At 29.6% G+C, this 14,645-nt stretch carries 11 protein-coding genes; 6 read left to right on the plus strand and 5 right to left on the minus strand.

Annotated features, from left to right (window positions below; translation table 11 throughout):
* Window positions 1-58: 58 nt before the first annotated feature.
* From P8K68_RS11470 to P8K68_RS11485, 4 genes are all read left to right on the plus strand, one after another.
* Window positions 59-1,261 carry an alanine dehydrogenase gene (locus P8K68_RS11470; protein ID WP_300251008.1) on the plus strand — a complete coding sequence of 401 codons (1,203 nt, stop codon included), beginning with the start codon at window positions 59-61 and terminating at the stop codon, window positions 1,259-1,261.
* Between the two features lie 35 nt (window positions 1,262-1,296).
* Window positions 1,297-1,677 carry a hypothetical protein gene (locus P8K68_RS11475; RefSeq protein WP_300251010.1) on the plus strand — a complete coding sequence of 127 codons (381 nt, stop codon included), beginning with the start codon at window positions 1,297-1,299 and terminating at the stop codon, window positions 1,675-1,677.
* Window position 1,678: 1 nt separating this feature from the next.
* Window positions 1,679-2,272, plus strand: a complete 594-nt coding sequence (locus tag P8K68_RS11480; protein ID WP_300251013.1) for a sugar transferase — start codon at window positions 1,679-1,681, stop codon at window positions 2,270-2,272.
* A gap of 101 nt (window positions 2,273-2,373) precedes the next feature.
* Complete coding sequence (locus P8K68_RS11485) at window positions 2,374-3,444, plus strand: SDR family NAD(P)-dependent oxidoreductase (RefSeq protein WP_300251016.1); 1,071 nt, start codon at window positions 2,374-2,376, stop codon at window positions 3,442-3,444.
* Window positions 3,445-3,447: 3 nt separating this feature from the next.
* Here P8K68_RS11485 and P8K68_RS11490 read toward each other — a convergent pair whose 3' ends face one another.
* On the minus strand, window positions 3,448-4,623 hold the full coding sequence (locus P8K68_RS11490; RefSeq protein ID WP_300251017.1) for a proline dehydrogenase family protein: 1,176 nt from the start codon (window positions 4,621-4,623) through the stop codon (window positions 3,448-3,450).
* A 93-nt stretch (window positions 4,624-4,716) separates the two neighbouring features.
* Between P8K68_RS11490 and aroB the strand changes: the two genes are divergently transcribed.
* Window positions 4,717-5,784 (plus strand): 3-dehydroquinate synthase, encoded by a 1,068-nt coding sequence (gene aroB, locus P8K68_RS11495; RefSeq protein WP_300251019.1) that lies wholly within the window; start codon window positions 4,717-4,719, stop codon window positions 5,782-5,784.
* 73 nt (window positions 5,785-5,857) lie between these two features.
* Here aroB and P8K68_RS11500 read toward each other — a convergent pair whose 3' ends face one another.
* From P8K68_RS11500 to P8K68_RS11515, 4 genes are read right to left on the minus strand one after another with little or no spacing between them, the layout of a single operon-like run.
* Window positions 5,858-8,230, minus strand: a complete 2,373-nt coding sequence (locus P8K68_RS11500) for a tyrosine-protein kinase (RefSeq protein WP_300251022.1) — start codon at window positions 8,228-8,230, stop codon at window positions 5,858-5,860.
* A 40-nt stretch (window positions 8,231-8,270) separates the two neighbouring features.
* Window positions 8,271-9,044 (minus strand): polysaccharide biosynthesis/export family protein, encoded by a 774-nt coding sequence (locus P8K68_RS11505; RefSeq protein WP_300251025.1) that lies wholly within the window; start codon window positions 9,042-9,044, stop codon window positions 8,271-8,273.
* Between the two features lie 44 nt (window positions 9,045-9,088).
* Window positions 9,089-11,050, minus strand: a complete 1,962-nt coding sequence (locus P8K68_RS11510; protein WP_300251027.1) for a nucleoside-diphosphate sugar epimerase/dehydratase — start codon at window positions 11,048-11,050, stop codon at window positions 9,089-9,091.
* Window positions 11,047-12,177 carry a DegT/DnrJ/EryC1/StrS family aminotransferase gene (locus P8K68_RS11515; protein ID WP_300251029.1) on the minus strand — a complete coding sequence of 377 codons (1,131 nt, stop codon included), beginning with the start codon at window positions 12,175-12,177 and terminating at the stop codon, window positions 11,047-11,049. Before P8K68_RS11515 ends, P8K68_RS11510 begins: the two co-directional genes overlap by 4 nt.
* Window positions 12,178-12,834: 657 nt before the next feature.
* Between P8K68_RS11515 and asnB the strand changes: the two genes are divergently transcribed.
* Window positions 12,835-14,640: an asparagine synthase (glutamine-hydrolyzing) gene (gene asnB / locus P8K68_RS11520; RefSeq protein ID WP_300251032.1), complete on the plus strand. Its 1,806-nt coding sequence runs from the start codon at window positions 12,835-12,837 to the stop codon at window positions 14,638-14,640.
* Window positions 14,641-14,645 lie beyond the last annotated feature (5 nt).

A 14,645-nucleotide genomic window follows, 5' to 3' on the forward strand; every position in this document is an offset into this window, starting at 1 on the left:
TTACATCTGCAATTAAGAAATAATTTGTAATTTGAATTTTAATAATCCATTCTAAACCATGTCGAAACAACCACTTTCGCCTTTTACTAAGCAACAACTTTTACCTCAAGAAGAAACGCTTGAAATATTTAAGAAAAAAGGCGAGTTATTTATTGGTATTCCTAAAGAAACAGCTTTTCAAGAAAAGCGTGTTTGTTTAACTCCAGATGCTGTTTATGCATTGGTTAATAACGGTCATAGAGTTTTAATGGAATCTGGTGCTGGTAAAGGTGCAAACTTTAGCGATAAAGATTATAGTGAAGCTGGTGCTGAAATCACAAAAGATACTGCAAAAGTGTTTTCCTGCCCTATGATTCTAAAAGTAGAACCCCCTACTTTAGACCAAATAAAGCTTATAAATCCGCAAACCATTTTAATTTCTGCTTTGCAACTTAAAACGCAAACAAAAAAATACTTTGAGGCGCTAGCATCAAAAAGAATTACGGCTTTAGCTTTTGAATTTATTAGAGATACAGATGGTAGTTACCCCGCAGTAAGGTCGTTAAGTGAAATTGCTGGAACCGCATCCGTACTAATTGCTTCAGAATTGCTGTCTGATACAAAAACCGGAAATGGTTTAATGTTTGGTAATATAAGTGGTGTACCGCCAATAGAAGTTGTTATTTTAGGGGCTGGTACTGTTGGAGAATTTGCAGCAAGAAGCGCTTTAGGTCTTGGGGCTGGTGTTAAAATATTTGATAATTCTATAACGAAATTAAGACGGATTCAATCACAATTAGGACAGCCACTTTTTACATCTACCATTCAGCCTAAAAATTTACTTAAAGCATTAAAACGCTGCGATGTTGTTATTGGAGCTGTTAGAGGTACAAACAGGTCGCCAATTGTAGTATCGGAAGGTATGGTTCAGTCTATGAAAAAAGGCGCTATTATTATTGATGTTAGTATTGATATGGGTGGTTGCTTTGAAACAAGTGATGTTACCTCACACAAACAACCAACATATATAAAACACAACGTTGTTCATTATTGTGTGCCTAATATCCCTGCAAGATACCCCCGTACTGCTACAGTTTCAATTAGTAATATTTTTACGCCTTATTTACTTAAGATTGCTGAAGATGGTGGGATAGAAAATTCTTTAAGATTTGATAAAGGTTTGAAAAATGGGTTGTACTTTTACCACGGTATTTTAACAAGCAAACCTGTTGGTGAATGGTTCGATTTAAAATATAGTGATGTTAATTTGCTCATATTTTAATTGAACACTTACTATTTTAACCCTAAATGTTTTAAATGACACTTATTCAGCGTATTGGATATTATCTTGGAGGCTTTTCTATAGGATTAGTTATTCTAGCTTTCTTTTTAAATGGTAAAAAAACATCTTGCAGTTACGGTCCAGACGCCAGAGTTTTAAAAAATATAAACACAAAGACCATTAATTATAGTGAAAATATTTCTCAGCTTTTTAACAATAAAATTATTGATGCTTCAGATATAAAATATATTCTAAAAAAAGGGGATATTAATTTTTCTAAAAGTAATCCAAGACTAGAACCTTGTGCTGTTTATGTTGTGGAAGGTAAATATAACGATGAAAAAAAAGAAGCCACTTTAATTGTTGAAAATTGTGATAGCATCGCAACAATTTTAAACTTAAAACTTCACAAATAGCATGTCAAAACGACTATTTGACATTGTTTTTTCATTACTAGGACTAATATTACTATTCCCTATTCTAATAATAATTTCTATTCTTATAAAATTAGATTCAAAAGGCCCTGTGTTTTTTATTCAAGGTCGAGTTGGTAAAAACAATAAGGACTTTAATATTTATAAGTTTAGAACCATGAGCATGCTCTCTGATAAAAAAGGACTGCTTACTCTTGGAAATAATGATGCAAGAATAACCAAAATTGGATATTTTTTAAGACGTTATAAAATTGATGAATTTCCCCAACTAATCAATATTATTAAAGGAGATATGAGTTTTGTTGGCCCTAGACCAGAACTCCGTTATTATGTTAATTTTTATAATGAAGCTGATTTAATAATATTTCAGATTCGGCCAGGCATAACAGGCTTAGCTTCTTTAAAATATAGAAATGAAGTTGAGCTTTTAAAAGCCGCTGAAAACCCCGAAGAGTTTTTTATAAAAACGATTATTCCAGACAAATTAAAATATAATAAGGACTACATAAACAGACGCAATTTCTTTTTCGACCTGAAACTTATTGCACTCACAATTATAAAAGTGATAAATAAATAAATTTCTACTTCTATCTTATTTGTAGTAAATCATAATTATTCCTAATTTGCAAATGTATTTCACCTAAAAAATACATCGCTTTAACGAATATTAATAGCCCCATGAATAAAGAAACTGCAAATCATATTGATGAATTATTATATGATTCTGGTCTTTTCCCTTCAAAAACAAAAAATCAAATAGATAAAATTTCTTTCGATTTTTCTGACGAAACCATTTTAATAACAGGAGCTGCTGGGTCTATTGGAAGTGGACTTACCAAACAATTGATTCACTGCAATTATAAAAAACTTATTTTAGTTGACATCGCAGAATCTCCGCTATATGAACTCCTCAAAGAGTTAGAATTTGAAGCTATTAGCAATATAGATTTTCTGATACTTAATATTACTGATGAAGCGTCATTAAAAGACCTATTCGAATCTCAAAAACCTTCTATTGTTTTTCATACAGCAGCATACAAACACGTTCCTTTAATGGAAAGCAATCCTTACGAAGCTAATAAGCTTAATATCCTTGGCACTAAATTACTAGCGGATTTATCAAATAAACATCAGGTTAAAAAATTCATTTTTATTTCCACTGATAAAGCAGTAAATCCTATCGGGATTATGGGGATATCTAAAAAAATTGGAGAGCATTATTTAAATCAATTAAACACAATAAGCAGTACTAAATATATTATTGCAAGGTTTGGAAACATATTTGGTTCCAACGGTTCTGTGGTACCTCTATTTAAAAAGCAAATAGAATGTGGACACCCAATAACAATTACTGACACTACTATTACCAGATATTTTATTAGTAAATATAAAGCCTGTAACCTGATTTTGAAACTTGCTTCTATTCAAACTAATAACCATAATTTATTCACATTTAATATGGGCGAATCAATAAGAATAACAAATATTATTGAAAGATTACTTTGCTTTTATGATAATCTTGAAAAAACCCCAGAACTAAAAATTATTGGTTTACGCTTAGGTGAAAAGATACATGAAGACATTATTTCTGAAGATGAGAGTTTAATTCCAACAGATGATTTGGATATTTTTGCAGTGAAAAAAAATAACCTTTCTAAGGCAGAAAATATTGATTTTACTGAATTAATAAACATCAAACCTCAAATGTCAACTTTAGAAATCAAAAATATTTTACTTAAGTATATTTAAGCTTTAAAGTGTTTTTCTACGCTTTTTTTCTTTAGCTAATAGCGCTAACTCTCTTCCCGTTTGTCCAGCAACCGAAGTGTTTTCCTCAGCTCGTCTTATCAAATAAGGCATAACATCTCTCACAGGGCCAAAAGGAACATACTTTGCTACATTATAACCTTTATTAGCCAAATTAAAACTGATATGGTCACTCATACCATATAATTGCCCAAACCAAACTCTCGGGTCATTATTAAGTAAACCGGTTTCAGACATCAATTTCATTAATAGATAAGAACTATCTTCGTTATGAGTTCCTGCAAATAATGACATACAATCTAAATTATTAATCATATAGCGCAATCCTTTATTAAAATTTTCATCCGTTAAGGCTTTACTAGTACAAATTGGAGATTTATATCTTTTCTCTTCTGCTCTATCATTTTCTTTTTCCATATAAGCGCCTCTAACAAGTTTAAAACCAAGAAAATATTTACCTGTTTTAGCTTTTTTATGTTCTTCTTTTAAAAACAATAATCTATCATGTCTATACATTTGCAAAGTATTGTAAACAATAGGTTTTTCAGTATTATACTTTTGCATCATTTGAGTAACCAAAGCATCAGCAGCACCTTGCATCCAACTTTCTTCTCCATCAATCAATACTGCAACATCATTATCTTTTGCTTTCTCACACACGACGTTAAATCTATCAATAACTCTATCCCATTCAAGTTTTTCTGCTTCAGTTAAATTATCTCCTCTAGTTATTTTTTCATATATTTTAAAACGACCAAAACCTGTAGGTTTAAATACTGCAATCGGAATAGCATCAATTTCTTTTGCAAAATTTATAATATTTAAAACTTTATCTTTTGCTAAATCAAACTCTTTTTCACTTTCTTTTCCTTCAACAGAATAATCTAAAACAGAACTCACCCCCTTTTGGTACATGTTATCAATAACAGATAAACAATCTTCTTCATTAACACCACCACAAAAATGATCAAAAACTGTCGAACGTATTAATCCTTCAATGGGTAAATGTGCTTTAATAGCAAAGTTAGTAGCAGCAGTGCCAATGCGAACTAACGGTTCAATAGAAATCATTTTAAATAAGAAATAAGCACGTTCTAATTCAGAGTCAGTTTTTAAAGAAAAAGCAATTTCTGTGTTATCAAAAATTAAATCTGTATTCATTTTATCAAAATTTATATAAATATAATTATAGCTAAGTTATAATTTTATATAAAATCTCCTTATTTTCACTGCCTTAAAAACAAAGTCTTTTTCATGGATTCTATTAAAGCTAACAATAGTGTAATTCATTTTAACAATAATTGCTATACTCATATAAATCAGCATATTGAAAAAAATAATTTTTCTAAAATTTTTATTTTAGTAGATGAAAACACGCATCAATATTGCTTAACTAAATTTTTAGAAAAATTAAAAACAGATAAAGTAATAGAAGTTATTGAAATTGAATCCGGTGAAATAAACAAAAATATTGATACCTGCTTAGGAGTTTGGAATACACTTTCGGAACTAGATGCAGACAGAAAAAGTTTAATGATTAACATTGGGGGTGGTGTTATTACAGATTTAGGTGGGTTTGTGGCTTGTACTTTTAAGCGCGGAATATCTTATGTAAATATCCCTACTACACTATTATCAATGGTAGATGCTTCAGTTGGAGGTAAAACTGGTGTTGATTTAGGGCATTTAAAAAATCAAATAGGTGTTATAAGTAATCCAGATTTAGTGCTTATAGACACCCAATATTTGGATACTTTGCCAAAAGACCAAATGCGTTCTGGACTTGCCGAAATGCTAAAGCATGGATTAATAACAGGAGAAGGCTATTGGAATAAATTTGAAGATTTATCAAAACTGAATCTAAACGATTTAGATGAACTCATACATGAATCTGTTATAATAAAAAAAAATGTAGTCGAAGAAGATCCTTTTGAAAATGGATTACGTAAGACTTTAAATTTTGGACATACTCTTGGGCATGCAATAGAATCCTACTTTTTAAGTCATCCTAAAAAAACCACATTATTACATGGCGAAGCTATTGTAATAGGAATGATTTTAGCAAGTTATATTTCATCAAAATTAGTCGAATTTCCAGAAGAAACCACTGAGAGTATTAAAAAACTGTTTCTTAGCTATTATGATAAAGTCGAAATTAAAAAAACTGATTATCCCGCTATTATTGAGTTATTGAAATATGATAAGAAAAATAATCATGGTGATATTAATTTTGTGCTTTTAGAATCTATTGGTAAATGCAAGATAGATTGTTTAGTTGATAATAAAGTGATTATTGATGCTTTTGAATATTATGCTAAGTAAATCGAATATATTTACTCAAAAAAAAACATCTTATTTAAAAAAAGATGTTTTTTCGTTTTATAAGTGTGATATATTAAGCCTTTTTGAACCTGCTGAAAATACCTTTTTTTTCTGGGATCCCATAATAACCATATTTTGCACCATATCCAAAATTTGATTGCTTTACATCGTTAACTACAAACATCATATTATTGAGTTTCTTTTCTGTATGCAATTCCTGAGCAAAGTTCAATATTTTCTTTTCGGTATGATCTGCCCTTGTTACATATATAGTATGTCCAGCATACTGACTAATTAATAACGTATCTGTAACTAACATTGAAGGCGCGGTATCTACAATAACGTAATCATAGTTTTCTGAAACATTATCAAATAAGTCTTTAACTCTTTCGCTCATAAGTAATTCAGCAGGATTGGGTGGAACTTTACCTGCTAGTAAAATATCAATACCTATATCATTTATCATGTACTTATTAACTGTATCAGATATTTCAATAGACTTATCAACTATATAATCAGTTAATCCTAATTTTGTTCTATCAGTATTCTTATCTTTCTTATTCTTAAATGCTGAATAAATTTGTGGGTTTCTAATATCAGCGCCTATTACTAAAACCTTTTTTCCCGTATTCGCAATTGTAAGAGCCATATTCAAACTAATAAAAGATTTCCCTTCTCCATTTATTGTAGACGTAACAAATACAACGTTATTAAAGTTCTTATCATTAGTACTCCGCCTTATATAATCAAAATTTGTTCTTATAATTCTAAAAGATTCTGATAAAATAGATCGATCATTTCGTTCAATTAAGCTTTTGCCATTTCCAGAGATTCTGGGTATTTCTCCTAAAACAGTAATGTCTTTTATTACTTTTTCTAAATCTTCTTTATTATGTATTTTTGTGTCTAGCAAATCTTTAATATAGAAAAAAGCAAAGGGAACACATAAACCTATAATCATCCATGCAAGGTATATAATTGGCTTGTTTGGAGAAACAGGACCTCGCTTTGAACTAAACGCAGAATCTACTATCTTAGCATTAGGTGAGGTAGATATTAGAGAAATGGTAGCCTCTTCTCGTTTTTGTAATAAAAATAAATACAATGATTCTTTTATACCTTGTTCGCGTTCAATATCTCTAGATTTTCTAACTTGTCCTGGAACTGCATAAATTTTAGAATTAAGTTTAGTTGATTGATTTTCAAGACTTCTAATTCGTAAACCAACTGAATTACCAGAATTATCCAGACTCTGTTTTAAACTATTTTTTAAGCTACTAATTTGCTGATCTAAATTAACTATTATTGGGTTTTTTTCATTTGAACTTTTTAATAGTCGGCTTCGATCATTTAATAATTCATTATACCTTTTTGCTAATGTATTTATTGTGCCATCAGTTAATCCAACATTTGAAGGTATTTGAGCAAAAGAATCATCAGTAATTTGATTCTTCATATAATTTATCATATTAAACTCAGTACGACTTTTAGCTATTTCTTGCTCTGTTTGTGCATTAGATTTCAAATAAAGTTCAGCTTCAGAGGTAATATTAGTTAATTTATTTCCAGTTTTAAATTGTTCAATATCATCATCAACTTCAGATAAATCCGAAGCAATTAAATCAATTCTCTTATTAATAAAATCTGCTGTATTATTGGATTTTGCACTTTTTTCTTCAATCGAAACTCTATTATATTCATCAATCAATTTATTAATAACATTTTTTGCCTTTTCAATTACTTCATCGTCTAAAGATATATTTAATACTTTTGAAAATTCAGCACTTGGTGCAATGTCGATTGATTTTTTATAGTATTCAGCCACCTTTTCTACTGGAGTAATTTTAACATCGATAATTTTATCGATTAAATTACTCAATTTCTGGATGTTCGGAGTTACAACAATATCTCCTATAGGAGTAGAAACATTTTTACCAAAATCGTGTTGCTCTGAGACTTCTGTTTCTTGTCCAGAGTCAGAAATAAAATTGTAAGATCTTTCAGATAGAATATGAATACTGAAATTATATCTTGACTTATCAATAAGACTGTCAGTCGCAATAAAATTGATCTTTATAGGGGCCTTTTGAAGAGGGTAAAATTCAGTATTATAAAATCTGCCTTTAGCAAAAAACTGCTTATTTAAATTTAGTCCTTTAACCACACCATACATTAATCTTCTTGATGTCAGGACTTCAATTTCATCTTCAACGTTCTTTTTTTCAGTGCTAGATATTTGGCCTAAGTCCTTAAGAACTTCTTCTGCTGGATTAGATACTCTATTATCATCAACTAGCATTATTTTTGCATAAGCATTGTATTGTGGTGCAGTATATCTTAAACTAACGTAAGCATACACAATACAAAGAATACAACTCAAAGCAAACCATTTCCATTGTTTTAGATAAGTTGTAAGAATTTTTTTTATATCAATATTTTTGTCCATCAATTTATTTTAATCTTAAGTTATTATTAAAAAACAAAAATTAGTTTCTTGTTACAAATATTAATGCTGTTGTAATTAAAAAAGAAGATATACTTATTATTGTTCCAATTCTAGTATCACCAGACGCACTACTAATAGCTGAATTATTTGGTTCTACATATACAATATCATTCTGAGTTAAATAATATACTGGAGAGTTAAACAATTCTTTATTAGTTAAATCAACCCTTGTATAAGTTTTAGTGCCATTAAAATCTCTTATAACTAAAATATTTTCTCTATGCCCTTTTATATTTAAATCACCAGCTAATGCAATAGCCTCCAGTATAGTAATTCTTTCTCCAGAAACGTCATATCTACCTGGAGATCGAACCTGCCCAAGTATAGATACTCTGAAATTTAAAATTCTAATATTAATTATTGGATCTTTTAGATATAAAGAAAGTTTTTCTTTAAATAAGTCTTGAGCCTCTTGAACTGTTAGCCCCATTAATTTTACTTTTCCTAAAACTGGATAATCTATATTACCCTCAATATCAACCAGATAGTCGATTAATTGAGGTTGATTTGAATTACCACCATCAACAAATAAATTAAATGGCTTAACAGCTTCTAAATCAAATGTGGAGACATAAACACTAACAATATCATTTACCTTAAATTTAGGGGTAAACGTATCAGTATCTACAATTGTTTCAAAATCTTTTGCATTTTGAAAATAGACAACTTCCTTTTTTGAAACACAAGATGATAATGATAGTAAAATAATAATACAAGTTATAGCAAACTCCTTATTAATACAATTTGAAAACATTCTATATAGGATTTGGGGTTAAATTACGAGATTTTAAATAAATTCTATTGAACTGACTTGAAAACTTTAGATTCATTCGAATTATTTTCTATAATACCTTTAGCTTTTTTGTAGATCTTAACTCTCGTATCGAACTTCTCGTATTCTGAGTTATTAGATTTATATTCAGGTATTAAACTCTTCATTTTCATAACGATGTTATTATTTTGAAAACGATTAGTTATACAAAGTTCTTCAATCTCAGTCTTTATTCTGGTATAATCCAATTCTCTTGTTTTACTAATTAATATTTTTTTATGGTATGTTGAAAGTGTATTTTCTCCATTGGCCAATAACTCTTCATATAATTTCTCACCAGGTCTTAGGCCCGTTATTTTAATATCAATGTCTTCAGGGTATCTTAAACCAGAAAGTTTAATCATATTCTTAGCCAAATCATATATCTTAACTGACTCTCCCATATCAAAAATAAATATCTCACCTCCTTTACCCATCGTTCCTGCTTCAAGAACCAATTGAGAAGCCTCAGGTATAGTCATAAAATATCTTGTAATATCTTTGTGGGTTAAAGTCAAAGCGTTCCCAGACTCGATTTGTTTTTTAAATAAAGGTATTACTGAACCATTAGAGCCCAAAACATTACCGAAACGTGTAGTAATAAATTTAGTTTTACTTTCTTTTTGAAGGCAACTAATGTACATTTCAGCCATTCGTTTTGTGGCTCCCATTACGCTAGTTGGGTTTACAGCTTTATCTGTGGAAACGAAAACAAATTTTTTAACATTGTAGCGCGATGCAGTATCTGCCAATAATTTTGTTCCATTTACATTTATTTTTATAGCTTCATAAGGAGCCTTCTCCATTAAGGGCACATGCTTATATGCTGCGGCGTGAAATACCATTGTTGGCTTGTATGTTTGAAAAATAGTATCAATTCTGAGACCATCTCTTATATCCGCAACAATAGCAGTATAATTATGTTTCCCGTCTCGTTTTAAATCCTGTTGCACATCATAAAGAGCAGATTCAGCTTGATCAACCAAAATTAAATGCTTAACATCAAAATTAGAAAGTTGATTTACTAACTCACTACCAATCGATCCAGCAGCCCCAGTTACCAGAACTGTTTCACCTCTAAATTTATTCAATAAATTAGGATTATCTATTTCAATTGGTGGGCGCCCTAATAAATCTTCAATTTGTACTTGCTTTATCTGTTTCGTACTTAACTCACCATTAATCCATTGTTCAATTGGTGGTACTTTAGTTATTTTTACCTCTGAATCAGATAAGTTATCAATAAGTTTTAATAACTTATTTGTATCGACATTTTGGTCGGCAACTATGATTTCATCAATATCATTTGATTCAACATAATTTTCATCTAAACTCGAAAATGAAACAATAGGAACCCCGTTTATAACTTTACCATTCTTTCTAGCATTATCATCAACAAAAGCAATAATGTTAAAACTAGTTTTTGCATTATTCAATAAGGCATTATAAGTTACGATAGCAGAATCACCAGTACCATAAATAAGAACTCTTCTTGTTAGTAATAATTTAGATTTCAAATATTTATATGTCATTTTAAAAAGCAATCTACTTGCACTAAGCGTTACAAAACTTAGCAAAGCGTGCATAACTATTATAGAAAGCGGGATTGTAAACTTAGGAATAATGTTGGCAAATCTATTTATTAATACTAGAACAATACATATCAAAGCCATTAATACTATAGATTTAAAAACGTTAACAACATCAGTAAAGCCAGTGTGCCTGATAACACTTTTAAAAGAACCTACAACTAAGAAACTTAAAGCTGCTACAACCAAAATTAAAGGTAGTTCAAAGTAAAATTGATTCAAATCAAAATTAAGTGTAAAGTTAAATCTTATAAAATAGGCTAAAAAGAATGTAGCCAAGATTAAAGCCAAATCTATACTAAAAACTAGCCATTTAGAAGCGTATTTCTGTGAATAATAAGCAAAGTAATTATTTATCATAATTTGAGGGTATTAATAATAATATTAAGAATGCGCTGTAAGTCATCTTGACTTAAGTTAGATCCACTAGGTAAACAGAGCCCTTTATCAAAAAGCCTCTCCGAAGTTCCATTTGTAAAATGCAAATAATTTTTAAAAATAGGCTGCATGTGCATGGGCTTCCAAAGTGGTCTTGATTCAATATCGTCTTTTAATAATTCTAATCTTAACTTTTCTCTAAGTTCAAATGATTCTGTTTCAATGCAAGTAATCCATCTGTTTGAGAAAAAATTCTTTGGTTCTTCTAAAAAAGTGATTTCATTAAATTGAGATAAATGTTTTTTATAGAATTCAAAATTCTTTCTTCTAGCTTCCACCCTATCATCAATAACTTCCATCTGCCCTCTTCCAATTCCGGCTAAAACGTTACTCATTCTATAATTAAATCCAATAGAAGAATGCTCATAATGCGGGGCATTATCTCTAGCCTGTGTTGATAAAAACACAGCTTTATCTTTTAATTCTTTTGTTCCAACAATTAGAGCTCCACCACCAGAAGTGGTTATTATTTTATTTCCATTAAATGATAGAATTCCTATATCTGAAAGACTTCCACATTCACGGTTAAAATATTTACTTCCTAAAGCTTCGGCACTATCTTCAACAACAGGAATATCATACTTTTTAGCAATAGCATTAATTTCATTCGCTTTATATGGCATGCCATATAAATGAACAGCAATTATAGCTTTAGGTTTTTTATATTTTTCAATTCTATCCTTAATTGCAATTTCTAGTAATTCTGGCGACATGTTCCATGTATCCAATTCACTATCAATAAAAACAGGTGTTGCGTCTTGATAAATAATTGGATTAGCAGAAGCGGAAAAAGTAAAACTTTGACATAAAACCTCGTCTCCTTCAGAAACATCCAGCAATTGAAGGCCCAAATGAATGGCTGCCGTTCCAGAACTTAGTACTGCAACACATTTATCACCACCTAAATAGTTTTTTAAATCATTCTCAAAACCATCTACATTAGGACCCAGTGGAGCTATCCAATTTGTTGCAAAAGCTTCATCAACAAATTTTTGTTCTGAACCTCCCATGTGCGGAGATGAAAGATATATTTTAGTTTTAGTCAACATTCAATTAACAGCTTACTTTATTAAATATATTGCATAAGTTAACACCCATAGTTAAAACAACTATACTATTTGTTAAAAAAATAACTTTTTGGATATTCCCTCTTGCATATGAAACAAAATTAATTTTTCTTTAATAACTTAAATTAATTTATACTAAACGTTCTAAAAATATTTTATAACCTTACTTTGAGTAATGATTTATATTCGAGAGTTCTTGAAAATATTTTTATTTACTTATTTAATACAATTAAATCAATAATGCTATTAATCAATTCAATTCTGTTTAACAGTGTAAATTTAGTAATTGTTTTAATGCAACAAAGATAGAAAAGGGTTATTTCGCTAAAAGAGTAATTAAAATCGGTTAACTACATATTGCTTATTTTAAAACAGAAAAAATAGTAGGTTGTCGATATCTTATGCTATAATTATAGAGTACTAAGTATTTATTAATTCATCCCATAAAATGGAGCAAAAACCTTGAATTACTTGCTAAGGTTAACGAACTTAAATGAACAAAAATTGATGTGGAACTAAAAGAATACCTTTAGACTAATCCAACTTCTGCATCATAACATAACTTTTAATCTTTTTATAGATTTTCTGTTTTTAAAATTGTTTTTAAAAAAAAATTATACGTGCTTTACAAAAAAAAGTATGTGCGGTATATATTTAACTAACATTCCTTACCAAGAAGATCTTGTAAAAGCAAAATTAGAATCTATATCTTTTAGAGGACCTGACTATACGGGTGTTGAAAAAATAAACAACCTCACACTTGGTCATCTTAGATTATCAATTTTGGATTTAGATGCCCGATCTCATCAACCTATGATTCACGCAAATCTTCATATAGTGTTTAATGGTGAGATTTACAATTATAAATATATTAAGAAAGAACTACTAACAAAAGGGTATAATTTCAAGACTGAAAGTGACACTGAAGTTCTTCTAATAGGTTATAAAGAATGGGGAGCAGGTATACTACAAAAAATAAACGGCATGTTTGCTTTTAGCATTTATGATACAGAAAGTAATATCATATTTTCGGCAAGAGACAGATTAGGAGTAAAACCATTTTATTATTATTGGAAAGATGGACAATTTGAGATCTGTAGTCAAATAAGACCTTTACTCAAAAATAAAAAAATTAACGAAGAAGCAATATCGATGTTTTTAGATTGCATGTTTATACCGAGTCCCTATACTATAGTAGAAGATGTTTTTAAGTTGCCTCCAGGTAATTCTTTAATTATAGATTTAAATTCTAAAAAATTAGAAATTAAAGAATATTGGAACTTAAAAGATGTAAAAATTAGAGATATTTCTTATGAAGATGCCAAATCTGAACTCCATGAATTATTAAAAGATGCTGTAAAAATCAGATTACAATCTGATGTCCCTATAGGTTCTTTTCTGTCTGGAGGTATAGATTCTTCTTTGGTTTCAAGCATTGCTGCCAAAGTTTCTGATAGTCAAATAAATACATTTTCAATTGGCTTTGAAAACCCCATATATGATGAAAGCAAAATAGCAGAGCAATTTGCCGAAATAATAGGTTCTAACCATAAAACGACTATTTGTAGTTCAGAAGACATTTTAAAGTTAATACCTAAACTTGTAGAGGTTTACGATGAGCCTTTTGCTGATACTTCAGCATTACCTTCGTTATTACTTAATTCTGTTACAAAACAATATGTTACAGTTGCGCTATCGGGCGATGGCGGTGATGAGAGCTTTATAGGTTATCCCTATTTTGATTCTTTAATAAAAAATAAATTTATCATCGACATTCCTTTTATTATAAGAAAAAATCTTTCAAACCCTAAATTATTAAAATTATTTGGTTTAAACTCACATAGGGTTAGAAATGCCTTAAATACAAAAACAAGAAATGATTTTATTGAGAATATATTTTCAAGAAAAGGCTTTCTTTTAAAGGAAAAGAAGCAAGGCTATATGAAGCATTATCAAGGTTATAAAAAATGGTCGAATATTTTTTTACAAAAGGCTGCCGATTTAAACATTAAACTCTGGTTAGAAAATGATAGTAATGTGAAAGTAGATCGTGCAAGTATGGCATATTCGGTAGAGGTAAGAAGTCCTTTCTTGGACTATAGGGTTATTGAATATGCAAGATCTTTACCTATATCTTACAGATATGAAAAAGGCAGACAAAAAAAGATTTTAAGAGATATACTAAAAGAATATATTCCCGAAGAAGTTTTTAACCAGCCCAAAAAAGGCTTTGGAGCTCCAATTAGCCTATGGATGAGAAATGAAATTAAAGATGAAGTTCTTTCAGCTCTAAATGATGATTTTTTACATAAAGTACCAAATTTGAATGTTATAAAGTTTAAAAAACTACTAAAAGAACATATGGAAGAAACACACAATCATTCAGCTAATATTTGGAAAGTTTACGTTTTAAGTAAATGGTATTCTGAATTTGGTTTTAACTAAAATCA

Origin of the sequence: Algibacter sp., from assembly GCF_029245835.1 — a bacterium.
In the GTDB taxonomy this organism is placed as follows: domain Bacteria; phylum Bacteroidota; class Bacteroidia; order Flavobacteriales; family Flavobacteriaceae; genus Algibacter_B.